Annotated in this window: 14 protein-coding genes; 13 read left to right on the forward strand and 1 reads right to left on the reverse strand. The window is 74.2% G+C overall.

Annotated features, from left to right (window positions below; genetic code table 11):
- Window positions 1-48: 48 nt before the first annotated feature.
- On the reverse strand, window positions 49-1,782 hold the full coding sequence (locus ACWEPL_RS51270; RefSeq protein ID WP_452440697.1) for a glycoside hydrolase family 3 protein: 1,734 nt from the start codon (window positions 1,780-1,782) through the stop codon (window positions 49-51).
- Between the two features lie 265 nt (window positions 1,783-2,047).
- Here ACWEPL_RS51270 and ACWEPL_RS51275 point away from each other — a divergent pair, with 265 nt between their 5' ends.
- From ACWEPL_RS51275 to ACWEPL_RS51335, 13 genes are all read left to right on the forward strand, one after another.
- Window positions 2,048-2,923 (forward strand): IclR family transcriptional regulator, encoded by an 876-nt coding sequence (locus ACWEPL_RS51275; protein WP_452440698.1) that lies wholly within the window; start codon window positions 2,048-2,050, stop codon window positions 2,921-2,923.
- A gap of 72 nt (window positions 2,924-2,995) precedes the next feature.
- Window positions 2,996-4,774: an aldehyde ferredoxin oxidoreductase C-terminal domain-containing protein gene (locus ACWEPL_RS51280; protein WP_452440699.1), complete on the forward strand. Its 1,779-nt coding sequence runs from the start codon at window positions 2,996-2,998 to the stop codon at window positions 4,772-4,774.
- Between the two features lie 87 nt (window positions 4,775-4,861).
- The gene (locus ACWEPL_RS51285; protein ID WP_452440701.1) at window positions 4,862-5,620 is read left to right on the forward strand and encodes an SDR family NAD(P)-dependent oxidoreductase; all 759 of its coding nucleotides are present in this window, start codon (window positions 4,862-4,864) and stop codon (window positions 5,618-5,620) included.
- Between the two features lie 2 nt (window positions 5,621-5,622).
- Window positions 5,623-6,963 (forward strand): class-II fumarase/aspartase family protein, encoded by a 1,341-nt coding sequence (locus ACWEPL_RS51290; RefSeq protein WP_452440702.1) that lies wholly within the window; start codon window positions 5,623-5,625, stop codon window positions 6,961-6,963.
- Window positions 6,956-7,903 (forward strand): thiamine pyrophosphate-dependent dehydrogenase E1 component subunit alpha, encoded by a 948-nt coding sequence (locus ACWEPL_RS51295; protein WP_363969888.1) that lies wholly within the window; start codon window positions 6,956-6,958, stop codon window positions 7,901-7,903. The genes ACWEPL_RS51290 and ACWEPL_RS51295 overlap by 8 nt, the downstream gene beginning before the upstream one ends.
- Window positions 7,896-8,879 carry an alpha-ketoacid dehydrogenase subunit beta gene (locus ACWEPL_RS51300; protein ID WP_363969890.1) on the forward strand — a complete coding sequence of 328 codons (984 nt, stop codon included), beginning with the start codon at window positions 7,896-7,898 and terminating at the stop codon, window positions 8,877-8,879. Before ACWEPL_RS51295 ends, ACWEPL_RS51300 begins: the two co-directional genes overlap by 8 nt.
- The gene (locus tag ACWEPL_RS51305; protein ID WP_452440703.1) at window positions 8,876-9,844 is read left to right on the forward strand and encodes a sugar ABC transporter substrate-binding protein; all 969 of its coding nucleotides are present in this window, start codon (window positions 8,876-8,878) and stop codon (window positions 9,842-9,844) included. Before ACWEPL_RS51300 ends, ACWEPL_RS51305 begins: the two co-directional genes overlap by 4 nt.
- Window positions 9,826-11,385 carry a sugar ABC transporter ATP-binding protein gene (locus ACWEPL_RS51310; RefSeq protein ID WP_452440704.1) on the forward strand — a complete coding sequence of 520 codons (1,560 nt, stop codon included), beginning with the start codon at window positions 9,826-9,828 and terminating at the stop codon, window positions 11,383-11,385. Before ACWEPL_RS51305 ends, ACWEPL_RS51310 begins: the two co-directional genes overlap by 19 nt.
- A complete protein-coding gene (locus ACWEPL_RS51315; protein WP_452440705.1) occupies window positions 11,375-12,568 on the forward strand; it encodes an ABC transporter permease in 1,194 nt (397 codons plus the stop codon). Before ACWEPL_RS51310 ends, ACWEPL_RS51315 begins: the two co-directional genes overlap by 11 nt.
- Window positions 12,565-13,026, forward strand: a complete 462-nt coding sequence (locus ACWEPL_RS51320; protein ID WP_357742534.1) for a VOC family protein — start codon at window positions 12,565-12,567, stop codon at window positions 13,024-13,026. The genes ACWEPL_RS51315 and ACWEPL_RS51320 overlap by 4 nt, the downstream gene beginning before the upstream one ends.
- 40 nt (window positions 13,027-13,066) lie before the next feature.
- The gene (locus ACWEPL_RS51325) at window positions 13,067-13,915 is read left to right on the forward strand and encodes an amidohydrolase family protein (protein WP_452440707.1); all 849 of its coding nucleotides are present in this window, start codon (window positions 13,067-13,069) and stop codon (window positions 13,913-13,915) included.
- Between the two features lie 43 nt (window positions 13,916-13,958).
- Window positions 13,959-15,065, forward strand: a complete 1,107-nt coding sequence (locus ACWEPL_RS51330; RefSeq protein WP_363969902.1) for a Gfo/Idh/MocA family protein — start codon at window positions 13,959-13,961, stop codon at window positions 15,063-15,065.
- A complete protein-coding gene (locus tag ACWEPL_RS51335) occupies window positions 15,062-16,063 on the forward strand; it encodes a LacI family DNA-binding transcriptional regulator (protein ID WP_363969904.1) in 1,002 nt (333 codons plus the stop codon). Before ACWEPL_RS51330 ends, ACWEPL_RS51335 begins: the two co-directional genes overlap by 4 nt.
- The last annotated feature ends 59 nt before the right edge of the window (window positions 16,064-16,122 follow it).

Below are 16,122 nucleotides of genomic sequence, written 5' to 3' on the forward strand. Positions count from 1 at the left end.
CAACCAAGATCGGCGGTATCCTCCTCATCATCGGCGGCGTCGTCATCCTCAACCTCGCAGGTGGCCATTGAACCCGGACCAGAACCCCACCCAAGGCGCCTCCTGGCGGCGCTGCGGGGTGACCCAGGCCAGCCTGACCTGCAGCGGCGTGCCGGCGATGCCGGTGGCCGCGACGGTGACGGGCTTGGCCACCCCGGCTTCGAGGCGGACGGTCGCGCCGGCGTTCGTCAGGCCGCCGGAGGTCGCGATGAGGCTGCTGTTGCCGCCGATGAGGGCGCCGACCGAGCCGATCCTGACACCGTCGAGGGTCAGCGAGATCGAGCCGTTGAACGACGGCACTCCGCCCGCGCCCTGGATGCGCAGGTCGTAGTCGCCGGTCGCGGGCGCGGTGAGCGTGCCCGTCCACGTCCACGACGAGCCGGCGGGCAGGGCGTCCGCGCCGGTGTGGTCGACCTGGGCGGCGGCCTGCGGGGTGCCGCCCTGCTGGGCGCGCTGGAGCACCAGCGCGGAGGCGGGCACCGGGACCCCTTCCAGGTCCACGCCCGTGGCCCAGCGGATGCGGCTGCCCGGGCCGGCCTGGCGGCGCAGGGCGGTCAGCGGGCTCTCGGCGTTCGCAGGGATCACCCTGGCGCTGCCTCCGCCGCCCACCAGGGGGCTGGCCGCGGTGGGGCCGATGACGACCAGGTCGGCCAGGTCGGCGCGGCCCAGCGGCAGCAGGTCCCGTTCGTTGCGCAGCAGCACGGCGCCGGCCAGCGCGATCTCCTTCGCGGCGCGGGCGCCGCCCGCCGGGTCCGGGGAGGGCCGCGGCCGGCCGCCGCCGAGCAGGCCGAACCGGTCGAGCTGGACGAGGACGCGGCGCACCGCGGTGTCCACCACCGACTCGGCCAGCTGCCCGGAGGCGACGGCGGCGGCCAGGCCCCCGTAGTTGACGCCGAAGGGCATCTCCATGTCCATCCCGGCGGTGAGCGCGGGCGCGCCGCTGTGCGTGGCGAACCAGTCGGACATCACCCAGCCGCCGAAGTGCCATTCGTCGCGCAGGATCCCGGTCAGCAGGTGCGGGTGCTCGGCGGCGTACACGCCGTTGACGTGGTTGTAGGCGGCCATGACGGCCCCCACGCCCGCCTGCACGGCGGCCTCGAAGGCCGGCAGGTAGATCTCGCGCAGGGTCCGCTCGTCCACCTTGACGTCGATCGTCTGGCGGGCGTTCTCGAAGTTGTTGGCCGCGTAGTGCTTGACCGTGGCGATGAGGCCCTCGCCCTGGATGCCGCGGATCTCGCCGGCGACGAGCGCGGCGGCCAGCAGCGGGTCCTCCCCGAGCGTCTCGAAGTTCCGGCCGGCCTGCGGCACCCGGACGATGTTGGTCATCGGCGACAGCAGGACGTCCATGCCCAGCGCGCGGCCCTCCCTGCCGATGACCGCGCCGAACCGCCGGGCGAGGTCGGGGGCGAACGTCGCGGCGAGCGCCACCGGCGCGGGCAGGGCGGTGGCGGTGGCCGTGACGCGCACGCCGGCGGGCCCGTCGGCCAGGCGGATCTCGGGGATGCCGAGGCGGGGCACGCCGGGCACGTACCCGGCCTGGCCCTTGGAGGCGGGGTCGGTGCCGCCGTGCAGCAGCGAAACCTTCTCCTCCAGCGTCAGCTGCCGCAGGAGCGCGTCGACGTCCACCCGACGGACGGCGCTGGGGGCGGTCCACTGCGGGGCGACGGCCGCGGCCAGGGCGGCCGCGCCGAGCAGCCGGGCCGCGTCGCGGCGGGTCAGCGACGGGTTGAGCGCTTCAGCCATGTGAACAGCTCCTTCGAGGAACGGGCCGACCGGCTGGGGTCGCGCCCGCAACATATGAGCCGCGGAGAGGTTGCGTAACCGCGTTCTCCGTTGAACGGAAGACTTTTCAGAACGTCGTTCGGTGTGTTTCTGGATTGTTACCCATCGCAACAAACTCTGGGGCTTCGAGGGCTGGACCCGCAGGCAGCACGGGTTTACGTTGCCGCAAACAACATAAAAACCGGAACATCGCGGGGTGACAGGTCCGAACCGGGAGGCGGCGACCATGACCACAACCGACGACGGCCCGGCCGCGGCCACGATGCGCCGCGGCGTGCACGCGCCCGGCAGTGTCAAACAGCCGGCCAAGCAGCCGGCGGGCCGGACGGCTTCCGGAAGCGCGCGGCGGCCCGCCGGCCGGACCGTGACGAGCCGGGTCCTCAGCGTGCTCAGCGCGTTCTCCGGCGAGTGCCCCAGGCTGAGCCTGTCCGACATCAGCCGCCGCGCCTCGATGCCGTTGACGACGGCGCACCGGCTGGTCAGCGAGCTGATGTCGTGGGGCGCGCTGGAACGCGACCGCGACGGCCGGTACCAGATCGGGCTGCATCTGTGGGAGGTGGGCGCGCTGGCCCCGCGCGGGCTGGGCCTGCGCGAGGCCGCCATGCCGTTCCTGGAGGACCTGTACGAGGTCACCCACCAGCACGCCCAGCTCGCCGTCCTGGACGCGCCCGACGTGCTCTACCTGGAGCGGATCTCCGGCCGGGACGCGGTCGGCGTGCGCAGCCGGGTGGGCGGGCGCTTCCCGGCGCACGCCACCGGAGTCGGGCTGGCGCTGCTGGCCCACACGCCGCCCGCGACGCAGGAGGCGTACCTGGCCGGGCCGCTGGCGGCCTTCACCGACCGGACCATCGCGAACCCCGGCCGGCTGCGGGGGGTGCTGGCCGAGGTGCGGCGCCACGGGTACGTCATCAGCGACCGGCAGGTCACGCTGGACGCGGTGTCGGTGGCGGCCCCCGTGCGGGACGCGGCGGACGAGGTGATCGCCGCGCTGTCGGTCGTGGTGCGGGTGGGCCAGCAGCAGCCGGGCGCGCTCGTGCCGGCCGTCGTCGGCGCCGCCCGCGGGCTGTCGCGCTGGCTGCAGTCGCACCCGGGGCGGCCCTGACGGGGTTGCCTTTCGCGGGTGTTGTGTGATGTGGTGCGGCTCGCTTTCCTCTTTCGCTCTGGAGGCTTGACCGTGCCGTTCATTGTGGATCTGACCAGCGGGAACGTGGAGAAGGAGCAGCACCCGGGCGAGATCGGCGGGTCCGTGCTCGGGCTGCGGCTGATGGCCGGGCGCACGCCCGCCGGGCTCGATCCGTACGATCCGCGGGCGCTGCTGTACGTGGCGGCCGGGGTGCTGGGCGGGACGGCGGCGCCGGGGCTGGCCAAGGCGGTGTTCCTGGCGAAGTCGCCGCTGACGGGGGTGGCCGGGGAGTCCCACGCGCTCGGGCCGTTCGCGGCGGGCCTGCGCGGGGCGGGCGCCAAGGCGCTGGCCGTCACGGGGCGGGCCGCGCGACTGTCCTACCTGCTCGTCCAGGACGGACAGGTGTCCCTGCACGACGCCTCGGAGCTACGCGGGCTGGGCACGGCCGCGACGACGGACGCGCTGCGGGCGCGGCACGGCCAGGGCGCGCACGTGGCCGCGATCGGGCCGGCCGGGGAGAACCTCGTGCGGTACGCGAGCGTGGTGACCGACTACGCCTACGCCGCCGGGCGCTACGGGCTCGGCGCGGTCTTCGGGGCCAAGAACCTCAAGGCCGTCGTGTGCGTCGGCGAGGCCCCAACGGAGAGCGCGGCGGAGGTCGCCGACCCCGGGGCGATCGCCGGGCTGGCCGCCTACTACCGCGACTCGCTGGCCACGAACCCGCTGGCGGCGATCCAGGCAGGGATGCCCGGCTTCGCCGGGTGGGTGGGCGATCCGCCCGCCCCCGGGTACGCCGCGGTGCGCAACTTCTCGGTGACCGGCGCGCACGGGCTGCGGGTCCCGTCCGCGGCCGACTACGACGGGCGCGCGGTGGCGACCACCGGGGCCTGCCCCGGCTGCCCCAACGACTGCCTCAAGGTGTACGCGCCACCTGGGCTCGCCGAGCGGCGGACCGGCGGGCTGGGGCAGGAGGCGTTCCTGTCGCTCGGCTGGAACCTCGGGATCGACGACCTCGACACCGTGCTGGCCGCCAACGCCCGCTGCAACGACCTCGGGCTGGACCCGGTCTCCCTCGGCGGCACGCTGGCGTTCGCCATGGAGTGCGCCGAGCGCGGGCTGCTCCCCGGCGGGCCCGCGTTCGGCGACCCCGAGGCGTTGCCCGGGCTGATCGACGACGTGGCGGGGCGTACGGGCGAGATGGGCGACCTGCTGGCCGAGGGCGCGGCGCGGGCGGCCGCGAAGCTCGGTCCGGCCGCGGCCCCGTACGCCATGACCGTCAAGGGCGCCGAGCTGCCCTGCTTCGATCCCCGCGTCCAGCCGGGCATCGGCCTCGGGTACGCGATCGCCCCCGGCGGGCCGCGCTACGACGCGCTGGAGCACGACCTCGACTTCGACCCCGTGGCCGGGCTGGCCTACAGCTTCGGCGAGGCCCGGCGGATCGGGGCCGAGCCCGCGCCGGTCGCCGGGCTCGACGCCGAGCGGGGCCGGCGCACCGCCCGGCTGCTGCGGCTGTGGAGCGGGCTCGACGCGCTCAACCTGTGCGTCTTCGCCTCCTCCCCCACCCGCCCGCTGACCCTCGACCACCTGAGCGCCCTGGTCACCGCCGTCCTCGGGCGGGAGTTCACCCTGGACGACCTCCTGGCGGCCGGTCAGGCGCGGCTCGACGCGATGCGCGCCTACGCGATCCGTGAGGGCGGCGGTCCCGACGAGCTGCCGGCCCGGATGCACGAGGAGCCCGTCGCCGCGGGGCCCCACGAGGGCGCGGTGCTGGACCGCGCCTCGTTCGAGCTCGCCCGGGCCGCCTTCTACGAGGAGCTCGGCTGGGGCTGATTTCCCGAAAAACGCTCTTGTCCGGTTTGTGCGGTCCGCGTTATGGTCTGGTCAATCGTTTGAACGAGAGACGGGAGACCATCGGGGATGGCTGTCACGATCGACCTGGACGGGCGGACGGCGCTCGTCACGGGCGGCGCGGGAGGGCTCGGGTTCGCGTGCGCCCGCGCGCTGGCCGACGCGGGAGCGGACGTCGTGCTCTCCGACCTGGAGGGCCCGCGGCTGAGCGAGGCGGCGGCCGAGCTGGGCGCCGAGGCCCGGCCGGCCGACCTCACCGACCCGGCGCAGGCGGCGGCGCTGGCGGGCGCCCGCGACCGGATCGACGTGCTGGTGAACTGCGCCGGGATCATGCGCACCACCCCGCTGCTCGACATCGAGCCCGGCGAGTGGCTGCGGATCGTGGACGTCAACCTCAACGCCACGTTCTGGCTCACCCAGGCCGTCGGGCGCGGGATGGCCGAGCGGGGCGGCGGCTCGATCGTGACGCTGGCCTCGGTGGCCGCCCGCTCGGGCCGCCCCAACGCCGCCCACTACTCCGCCACCAAGACGGCCCTGCTCTCCCTGACCAAGTCGGCGGCCGAGGCGCTGGCCCCCGTGCGGGTGAACGCCGTGTGCCCCGGCGTCTTCCTCACCCCCATGTGGGACGAGATCATCGCCGACCGCGACCGGCGGTTCGGCCCCGACGCGGGCGCCGGCTACCTGAAGGAGGTCAGCGAGCGCTCCCCGCTGCGCCGCCCCGGACGTCCCGAGGAGGTCGCCTCCGCGGTGCTCTTCCTGGCCAGCGACCTGGCGTCGTTCGTGACGGGCCAGGCTCTCAACGTCGACGGCGGACTGGAGATGAACTGACCGTGCGCCAGACGTTCAAGCTGCTGCCCGAGCTGTTCGGCGACGGCGCGATGACCGAGATCTTCTCCGCCGAGCGGACCGTGCTCGCCTGGCTGCGCACGGAGGCCGCGCTGGCCCGCGCCCAGGCCGAGGAGGGTGTGATCTCCGAGGCCGACGCGCGGGCCATCGAGGCGGCCTGTGTGCCGGCCAACATCGACGTCCGGCGCCTCTGGTCGGAGGCGGTCAACGTGGGCTACCCGATCCTGCCCCTCGTACGGATGATCTCCGCCGCGCTCCCCGAGGGGCCCAACGGCCGCGTCCACTACGGCGCGACGACGCAGGACATCATGGACACCGGCCTGGCCCTGCAGATGGGCGAGGCCCTCGACCACCTGCGGGCGCTGCTCGGCTCGTTCGGCGGAGCGCTGGCCCGGCTGGTGGCCGAGCACGCCGGCACCGTCGTCGCCGCCCGCACGCACGCCCAGCAGGCGGTGCCCACGACGTTCGGGGCGAAGATGGCGGTGCTGCTGGCGGAGGTGACGCGCCAGCGCGACCGGGTGGGCGAGGCGGCGCGGCGGGTGCGGGTCGTGTCGCTGTTCGGCGCGGGCGGGACGTCCGCCGCGATGGGCGAGCGCTCCAGCCAGGTGCGCGAGCGCATGGCCGGGGTGCTCGGCCTCGGCACCACCGAGGTGCCCTGGCACGTGGCCAGGGACGGCGTCGCCGAGTTCGGCGTGACCTGCGCGAGCCTGGCGGCCACGGCGGCCCGCTTCGCCCGCGAGGTCGTGGACCTGTCCAGGACCGAGGTCGGCGAGGTGCGCGAGGCGGGCGGGCACCACCGCGGCGCGTCCTCCACGATGCCGCAGAAGGCCAACCCGATCGGCTGCGAGGCCGTCATCGGCATGTCCGGCACGGCGGGCGCGCTCAGCTCGGGCCTGTTCCGCGCGATGGAGGCCGGCCACGAGCGGGCCGCCGGCGAGTGGCAGGTCGAGTGGTACGTGGTGCCGCTCCTGGCCGAGCTCGCCGCGGGCGCGCTGGCCACGGCCGCCGGGGTCGCCGCCGGGCTGCGGGTCTACCCGGAGGCCATGCGGGCCAACCTGGGCGCCGAGGGCGGGCTGATCATGGCGGAGGCGTACATGATGAGGCTGGCCCCGGCGCTGGGCCGGGAACGGGCGCACGACCTGGTCTACAAGGCGGCGCACGAAGCTCGCGAGCGCGGGCGGGCGCTGGCCGACGCGCTGCGCGACGTGGCGGGACCGGACGATCTGGCGAGCCTGGGCGCGCTGCCCATCCCGCCAGAGTCCTACATCGGCGACGCCGAGGCGATCTGCGCCGCGGCGCTCGAAGCCTGGAGATGTGATGAGTGAACGCAGGCTCGCGGATTTGCTGGCCATGTGGCGGATCCGCGCGTTCGAGGAGAAGGTGCGCGACCTGCGAGCGGAAGGGCCGATCGTCGGCTCGGTGCACCTGTGCATCGGGCAGGAGGCCGTCCCGGTGGGCGCGTGCGACGTGCTGGAGCCGCACGACGCGCTGTTCGCGACCTACCGCGGGCACGGCTGGGCGCTGGCCAGGGGCGTGCCCGCGCAGGCGCTGTTCGCCGAGCTGGCGGGCCGGGCGACGGGCGTGAACGGCGGCCGGGGCGGCTCGGCGTACTTCACCGCGGCCGAGTACGGCTTCCACGGCGAGAACTCGATCGTGGGCGCGGGCGCGCCGATCGCGTGCGGGGCGGCGCTGGCCGGCCGGCACGACGGCTCGAACCGGGTGGCCGTGAGCGTCTTCGGCGACGGCGCGATGAACCAGGGCGCGGTGCACGAGGCGATGAACTTCGCCGCCGCGTTCTCCCTGCCCGTGGTGTTCGTCTGCGAGAACAACCGCTACTCCGAGCTGACCCCGATCGCCGACATGGTGCGCAACACGCGCCTGGCCGACCGCGCCGCCGCGTACGGGATGCCGGGTCGCCGCGTCGACGGCAACGACGTGGAGGCCGTGCGCTTCCACGTGCGCGACGCGCTGGAGGTGGCCCGCGAGGGCGGCGGGCCGACGCTGCTGGAGTGCATGACCGAGCGCCTGGTCGGCCACTACATCGGCGACGCGGAGACCTACCGGCAGCCCGGCGAGCTGGAGCGGATCGGCAGGCGCGAGCCGATCGCCCGGCTGCGCGAGGGCCTGCTCGCCGACGGGGTGCCGGCCGCCGACCTGGACGCCGTGGAGCGCGGGGCGCGGGCCGAGATGGCCTCCGCCGCCGAGCGCGCGCTGGCCGCGCCCCTCGCCGACCCCGCCACCGCAAGGGAGCACCTGTATGCCTGACCTGTCCTACGGCGAGGCCGTGAACGCGGCCCTGCACCGCCTCATGGAGGAGCTGCCGGAGACGCTGGTGTACGGCGAGGACGTCGGCGTGCCCGGCGGCGTGTTCGGCGTGACCAGGGGCCTGCGCAAGCAGTACGGCGACCGCGTGTTCGACACCCCGATCAGCGAGTCGGCGATCCTCGGCAGCGCGGTGGGCGCGGCGATGTTCGGCCGCCGCCCGATCGTCGAGATCATGTGGGCCGACTTCTCCCTCGTGGCGCTGGACCAGATCGTCAACCAGGCGGCCAACGTCCGCTACGTGTCGGGCGGGCGGCTGCGGGCCCCGCTGACCATCCGCACCCAGCAGGGCAACGCGCCGGGCGCGTGCGCGCAGCACTCGCAGTGCCTGGAGGCGCTCTTCCTGCACGTGCCGGGGCTGCGGGTGTGCATGCCGAGCACGCCGCAGGACGCCTACGACCTGCTGGTGACGGCCGTGCACGGCGACGACCCGGTGCTGGTGGTCGAGAACCGCACGCTGTACTTCGGCCCGAAGGAGCCGGTCAGGACGGACGGCCCGGTCCAGCCGATGGGCGGGGCGCGCACCCGCCGCGCGGGCTCCGACGTCACGGTCGTCACCTGGGGTGCGATGACGCACCGGGTGCTGGCGGCGGCCGAGGCCCTGGCCGGCGAGGGGGTCGAGGCCGAGGTGCTGGAGACGCCGTGGCTCAACCCGTTCGACACCGGGGCCGTGATCGAGAGCGCGCGCCGCACCCGCAGGCTGGCTGTCGTCCACGAGGCGAACGTCACCGGCGGCTTCGGCGCCGAGATCGTCGCCCGGGTCGCGGGCGCCGGGGTGGCGCTGGCCGCGCCGCCGATCCGGATCGGCGCGCCCGACGTGCGGATGCCCGCGGCGCCGGTCCTCGCGCAGGCTCTGGTCCCCGACGCCACGCGGATCACTCAAGAAGTCAAACGTTTGACCGAAGCAGGAGCACCATGAAGAAGTCATTCCTCGTCGCCGCGGCCCTGATCGCCGGCGCGACGGCCTGCGGCGGCGGTTCCACCGGTGCGACGGGCACGGAGCAGTACACGATCGGCGTCTCCAACCTGGGCCTGAGCTTCCCCTTCCCGGCCGCCATCGGCAAGGGCGTCAAGGAGGAGGCCGCCAGGCTCGGCGTGCGGATCGTCGAGCTGGACGCGCAGGGCAAGGCCGACAAGCAGAGCAACGACGTCCAGGACCTCATCGCCCAGCAGCCCGACGGCGTGCTCATGCTGCCGGTGGACTCCGGCGTCGCCCAGGGGCTGGCCGATCGGCTCAAGGCCGCGAACATCCCCACCGTGGCCGTGGCCTCCCAGGTCGGCGACCCCAAGGCGCGCAAGCTCAAGGACGTCTACCCCGGCCTGGTGGCGCTGGTCACCCAGGACGAGTACGCCGCGGGCGGCAAGGCGGGCGAGATCGCGGCCGGCGTCGTGCCGGGCGGCGGCAAGCTCGCGGTCGTGGAGGGCCAGGCCGGGTTCGCCGAGGTGGTCAACCGCTTCCAGGAGTTCCCCACGTCGGCCGCGGCCAAGGGCGCCACGTACGAGGTCGTGGCCCGCCAGCCGGGCGACTGGGTGCAGGACAAGGCCCAGTCGGCCTGCCAGAACATGCTCTCCTCCCACCCCGACACCCAGCTCTTCTATGCCCAGTCCGACGACATGGCCGTGGGCTGCGCCAAGGCGGTGTCGGCGGCCGGCTCCAAGGCCAAGATCGTCGGCATCGGCGGCAGCAAGCTCGGCATCGACGCCGTGCGGTCGGGCGCCATCTCCGGCACCGTCTGCTACAAGCCGGAGGACCTCGGCAAGCTCGCCCTCGACACCCTCTACAAGCACCTGACCGGGGAGAAGAAGCAGGACGCCGCCTTCGTCACGTACGACACCCCGGCCATCACCAAGGACAACCTCGCCGATTGCACGCCGCAATGGTGAGCCTGCTGTCGCTGGAGGGCATCGGCAAGGAGTTCCCCAACGGGACGGTCGCGCTGCGGGACGCCCGCCTCACCGTGCACGCGGGCAGCGTGCACGGCCTGGTCGGGGCCAACGGCGCGGGGAAGTCCACGATGATCAAGGTCATCGCGGGCGCGCACCCGCCCACCTCGGGGGTCGTGCGCTGGAAGGGCGAGCGGGTCGTCTGGCGCACCCCGGGCGCCGCCCGGAAGGCGGGCGTGGCGACGATCATGCAGCACGTGCCGCTCGCCCCCACGCTCACCGTGCTGGAGAACGTCTTCCTCGGCGCGCCCGGACCCTGGCGGCTGCCGCGGTCGAGGCGCGCGGAGTTCGCCCGGCTGCTGGAGCGGGTCGGCTACGCCATCGACCCGGACGCGGAGGTCGCCGGCCTCGCGATCGGCGAGCGGCAGATGGTGGCCGTCCTCCAGGCGCTGGCCACGGGCGCGGAGCTGGTCGTGATGGACGAGCCGACCGCCTCGCTCGCCGAGGGCGAGCGGCAGGTGGTGTTCGACGTGGTCCGCCGCCTGTCCGCGCAGGGCACGGCGTTCCTGTACGTCTCGCACTTCCTGGACGAGGTGCTGTCGCTGACCGACCGGGTCACGGTGCTGCGTGACGGCACGGTCGTGGACGAGGGCGCGACCGCGGACTACGACGAGGACCGGCTCGTCCAGGTCATCGTCGGCCGCGACCTCCTCGACGTGGAGCGGCGCAGCGCGGCCCCCGTGCCGCCGGACGCCCCCGTCCTGCTGTCGGTCCGCGGGCTCGGCTCGGCGAGGGGCGTGCGCGACGTGTCGTTCGAGGTCAGGGCGGGCGAGGTGGTCGGGCTCGCCGGGCTGCTGGGCTCGGGGCGATCGGAGATCCTGCACGCGCTCTACGGCGCCGACCCCAGAGCGTACGGCGAGGTGCTGGTCGAGGGCCGTCCGGTACGCCGTGGCCCGCGCGCCGCGGTGGCCGCCGGCATGGCGCTCGTGCCCGAGGACCGCGGCGCCCAGGGCCTGGTGGGCACCTTCCCCATCTGGAAGAACATCTCGCTGCCCGACCTGGCGGCCCTGTCGTCGGGCCGCTCGCTCCCGCGCGAGGCCGCCGAGACCGAGCGGGCCGGTCGGGCCATCGCCGACCTCGGCATCGTCTGCCCCGGCCCGGACGCCCTGCCGGGCGAGCTGTCCGGCGGCAACGCGCAGAAGGTCGTGTTCGGCAAGTGGCTGTACGGCGGCGCGCGGGTGTTCCTGCTCGACGAGCCCACCGCCGGGGTGGACGTCGGGGCCAAGGCGGACCTCCTCGAACTGGTCCGCCGCTTCGCCGCCGGCGGCGGCGCGGTGATCGTCGTGAGCAGCGAGTTCGAGGAGATCCTCGCGGTGGCGAGCCGGGTGCTGGTCGTGCGCGAGGGCCGGATCGTCGCCGAACGACCGGCACACGAGACATCCGAGGAGGAGTTGCTGATGCTGGCGAATGGATTCAGTGGCGAATTCGGCGGCGGAGCCGGCGGCGGATCCGGCGAGGGAGGTGCCCACGATGCCGCCTGAGACCCCCGGGCGCTCCCGGTGGATGGTGGCCCTCAGGCCGGGCAACGCGGGCGTCGTCTACGCGCTCGTGCTGATCGTCGCCGTCCTGACGCTGCTGACCGCCCAGCTGGGCCGCCCGTCCTACCTGTCGCCGACGAACGTCGTCAACGTCCTCGACCAGTCCTCCCTCATCGCGATCCTCGCCGTCTTCACCACGGTGGTCCTGATCAGCGGGAACTTCGACCTGTCGGTCGCCTCGGTGGCCGCGTTCTCGGCCGCGACCGTGCTCAGCCTGGTCGCCCCGCTCGGCCTGCCCGCCGCGATGGCGATCGCGCTCGGCGCCGGGCTGGTGTGCGGGGCGGTGAACGGGCTGATCGTGCAGCTCGTCGGCATCAACGCGTTCATCGTGACGCTGGGCACCATGACGGCGGTGCGCGGGCTGGTGCTCATCCTGACCGACGGCCGCACGATCACCGCCGAGGACCCGGACGCGCAGCGCTCGCTGATCGCGCTGCAGGCCGGTTACTGGACGGTCCCGCACGTCCTGGCGGTCCTCGGGGCGGCGGCCGTGCTCGCCGGCGTGGTCCTGCTGGCGCGCCGGTCGGGCCGGGCCGGGGTGGTGGCCGTCATCGCGGGCGTGGTGGCCGTCGCGCTCAGCCCGGTGCTCGGGTTCGAGCTGCGGCTGAGCAAGCCCACGTACTATCTGATCGTGATCGCCGGGGTGACCTGGGCGGTGCTGCGCTACACCGTGATCGGCCGCCGCCTGTACGCGGTGGGCGCCAACGCCGAGGCGGCTCGCCTGTCCGGCATCAACGTCAACCGCTACAAGATCGGCGCTTTCGTCCTGAACGGGCTCGGCTCCGGCTTCGTCGGCGTGCTGTTCGCCGCCAAACTGCTGGCCATCAACCCGACGGGATTGCAGGGCACCGAGCTGACCGTGCTCGCGGCGGCCATCCTCGGCGGCACCTCGCTGTTCGGCGGCCTGGGCAGCGTGCTGAAGTCCGTGGTGGGGGCGCTGATCCTGTTCACCCTGGACAACGGCTTCAACGTGGTCAACCTGGGCGCCAACTACCAGGGCGTCATCGTGGGCACGGTCGTGGTGGTGGCCGCCGCCATCTACACCGTGGCGGGCAGGCAGAGACAGGTGCGCCGCGTACGCGACCCGAAACCGCGACCGACCCTCAGACAGGAGGCGCTCCAGTGAGAGGCGTCTGGCACTTCTCCTTCACGGTGTCCGACCTCGACAGGTCCGTGGAGTTCTACCGCGACCTGCTCGGGTTCGCGCTGGTGCACCGGCAGGAGCAGGACAACGACTACACCCGCCGGCTCGTCGGCTACCCCGACGCCGTGCTGCGCGTGGCCCAGCTCGCCGTGCCCGGCCAGCCCCGCGGCGTCTCCACGCACGACCTGGAACTGGTCGAGTACGTACGGCCGAAGGGCGCCCCGCGCGACCCGGCCCGCCACCTGCCGGGCGCCGCGCACCTGGCGCTCACCGTCGAGGACGCCCCGGCCGAGCACGCCCGGCTGGCGGCGGCCGGGGTGCGCTTCGTCAACCCGCCCGAGGCGATCACCGCGGGGGTCAACCGGGGCGGCTACGCCTGCTACTTCCTCGACCCCGACGACATCACCTTGGAGCTCGTACAACCGCCGGATAACCCCTAATATGTGCACGCTCAAACGATTGATCACGTGAGGAGGCTGGATGACCGTCGTCGACGCCCACCAGCACTTCTGGAACCTGGAGACGGGCTCGTACCCGTGGCTGACGCCCGAGCACGGGCCGATCCACCGCACGTTCGAGCCGGCGGAGCTCATCCCCCAGCTCGCGGCGGCCGGGGTCGGCCGCACGGTGCTGGTGCAGTCGATGGACTCCTACGCCGACACCGACGCCATGCTCGCGCAAGCGGACGCGCACGACTTCATCGGCGCGGTGGTGGGCTGGGTGCCGCTGCACCGGCCCGGCGAGGCGGCCGAAGCGCTGGAGCGGTACCGGCGGCATCCCAGGTTCGCGGGGGTGCGGCATCTCATCCATGACGAACCCGACCCCGACTGGGTGCTCCAGGACCCGGTGATCGAGGGGCTCGGGCTGCTGGCCGCGGCCGGGCTGCCGTTCGACGTGGTGGCGGTGCTGCCGCGGCACCTGGAGCACGTGCCGGTGCTGGCCGAGCGGGTGCCGGGGCTGCGGATGGTGATCGACCACCTGGCCAAGCCGCCGATCGAGGAGAAGGGCTGGGAGCCGTGGGCGTCCCTGCTCGCCCGCGCGGCCGAGTGCCCGGGCGTGTACGCCAAGGTGTCCGGCCTGAACACGGCGGCCGACGCCGCCACGTGGACGGCCGGGGACCTGCGGCCCTACGTGGAGCACGCGCTGGAGGCGTTCGGCCCCGAGCGGCTGATGTTCGGCAGCGACTGGCCGGTGGCGCTGCTCGCCGGCGACTACGCGAAGGTGTGGCGGGAGACGAACGTCCTGCTGTCGGGGCTCCCGCCCGCCGACCGCGCGGCCGTACTCGGCGGCACCGCCACCCGCTTCTACGGCCTCCAGGAGGCGCCATGACCCGCCGCCACATCCCCGGCCCGCTCGCCCGGGAGGCCGCCGCGTGATCGACGTGTTCGCGCCCATCTCCGCCGCGGCCGACCTGTCCATCCCGGCCGCGCACCGCCTGCCCGTCGCCGTCGTCGGCGCCGGGGCCATCGTGGACGTGGCCCACCTGCCCGCCTACCGGCAGGCCGGGCTGGAGGTGACCGGCCTGTACGACCTCGACGCCGATCGCGCCGCCGAGGTGGCCCGGCGGCACGGGGTGCCCAGGACGTACGGCTCGCTGGAGGAGCTGCTGGCCGACGAGCGCGTGGCCGTGGTGGACATCGCCGTCGCGCCCGGCGCGCAGCCCGGCATCGCGCGGGCGGCGCTGGCGGCGGGCAAGCACCTGATGTGCCAGAAGCCGTTCGCGCCCGACGTGGCGACCGGCCGGGGCATCGTCGACCTGGCGGCGGCCAGCGGCCTGAAGGTCGCGGTCAACCAGCAGCTCCGCTTCGACGAGGGCATCGCCGCCGCCCGGGCCATGGTGCGCGCGGGCTGGATCGGCGAGCCGACGGCGATGACGTTCACCGTGAACATCCTCACCGACTGGAGCGCCTGGGACTGGCTGGTCACCACCGACCGGCTGGAGATCGTCTACCACTCCATCCACTACCTGGACGCGATCCGCTCGATCCTGGGCGACCCCGAGCTGGTCTTCTGCACCGGCAGCCGCACGCCCGGCCAGCTCGCCAAGGGCGAGACGCGCACGATGAGCACGCTGGTGTACCCGGGCGACCTGCGGGCGCTGGTGCACGTCACGCACGAGAACCGCGCCGGCGACCAGGAGGCGTCCTTCCGCGTCGACGGCACGGAAGGCGCGATCAAGGGCACGCTCGGCCTGCTGTACGACTACCCGCACGGCCGCCCCGACACCCTCGCCGTGCACAGCCGGGCGCTGCCGACGGACGGCTGGCTGCCGTACCCGGTGACCGGGCGGTGGCTGCCGGACGCGGTGGCCGGGCCGATGGGCTCGCTGCTGCGGGCCGTCGCGGAGGGCGGCGAGCCGGAGACCTCCGGCGCCGACAACCTCGGCACGCTGCGCCTGCTCGACGCGCTCTACCGCTCGATGGACACCGGCGAGAGCGTGCGCTGCCGCCCGGCGGACAGGGGAGGATCGTCGTCATGAAGCGTTCCCGGGTCACGCTGGCCGACGTCGCCGCCGTCGCCAAGGTCGACCGGGCGGTCGTCTCCCGCGTCGTCAACAAGGATCCCACGCTCAACATCCGGCCGGAGACGCGGGAGCGGGTGCTGGCGGCGGTCGAGGAGCTCGGCTACCGGCCCAACGTGGCCGCGCGGAGCCTGCGCACGTCACGGGCGCACATGTTCGGGCTGTTCATCCCCGACTTCGCCAACCCGGTCTACGCGGAGATCATCAAGGGCGCGGAGGCGGAGGCGGCCTCGCAGGGCTACGTGCTGGTCACCGGCAGCGCGTCGGGCGCGGCGCTGGGCGACTACATGGACCGGATCGGGCAGGGCCGCATCGACGGCCTGCTGCTGGCCGGGACCGGCGACGAGTCGGGGCTCATCGCGCAGCTCGACCGGTCCGCCATCCCGTGGCTGATGCTCAACAACCGCAGCAGGAGCGTCAAGCGCTACGTCATCCTCGACGACGCGCGGGCCGCCGCGCTGGCGGTGGAGCACCTCGTACGCCTGGGCCACCGACGCATCGCCCACCTGGCGGGCCCGGCGCGCGCCGACACGGCCACGCGCAGGTCGGCAGGCTACTCGGCGGCGATGCGCGAGGCCGGGCTGCCGGAGGGGCCGATCGTGGCGGCCGACTACACGCCGGCGGGCGGGGCGGCGGCGATGGCCCGGCTGCTGGCCGCCCCCGAGCGGCCGACGGCGGTGTTCGTCGCCAACGTGGCCTCGGCCATCGGGGCGATGGAGGGCGTGCGCGCGGCCGGGCTGGAGATCCCGCGGGACGTCTCGATCGTCGCCGTGCACGATCTGGAGCTGGCCAGCTACCTCAATCCCGCGCTCACGACGGTGCGGATGCCGCTGGGCGAGCTGGGCCGCCGCGGCGTGACCCTGCTGGCCAGCCTGAAGCCGGACGACACGGTGGCGGAGGTGCTGGCCGGGCCGATCGAGCTGATCCAGCGCCGGTCCACGGCTCCCCCGCCCTGAGCCGTCAGGCGTCACGAAGATCCGCTACGGGCCCGGCCGGGAGGCGGGCGATGCCCTGC

This window comes from Nonomuraea sp. NPDC004186 (assembly GCF_053603495.1).

Coding starts and splice junctions, on each gene's coding strand:
- ACWEPL_RS51270 (WP_452440697.1), bottom strand. CDS start 1,782: ATGGCTGAAGCGCTCAACCCGTCGCTGACCCGCCGCGACGCGGCCCGG.
- ACWEPL_RS51275 (WP_452440698.1), top strand. CDS start 2,048: ATGACCACAACCGACGACGGCCCGGCCGCGGCCACGATGCGCCGCGGC.
- ACWEPL_RS51285 (WP_452440701.1), top strand. CDS start 4,862: ATGGCTGTCACGATCGACCTGGACGGGCGGACGGCGCTCGTCACGGGC.
- ACWEPL_RS51295 (WP_363969888.1), top strand. CDS start 6,956: ATGAGTGAACGCAGGCTCGCGGATTTGCTGGCCATGTGGCGGATCCGC.
- ACWEPL_RS51300 (WP_363969890.1), top strand. CDS start 7,896: ATGCCTGACCTGTCCTACGGCGAGGCCGTGAACGCGGCCCTGCACCGC.
- ACWEPL_RS51305 (WP_452440703.1), top strand. CDS start 8,876: ATGAAGAAGTCATTCCTCGTCGCCGCGGCCCTGATCGCCGGCGCGACG.
- ACWEPL_RS51315 (WP_452440705.1), top strand. CDS start 11,375: ATGCCGCCTGAGACCCCCGGGCGCTCCCGGTGGATGGTGGCCCTCAGG.
- ACWEPL_RS51325 (WP_452440707.1), top strand. CDS start 13,067: ATGACCGTCGTCGACGCCCACCAGCACTTCTGGAACCTGGAGACGGGC.
- ACWEPL_RS51335 (WP_363969904.1), top strand. CDS start 15,062: ATGAAGCGTTCCCGGGTCACGCTGGCCGACGTCGCCGCCGTCGCCAAG.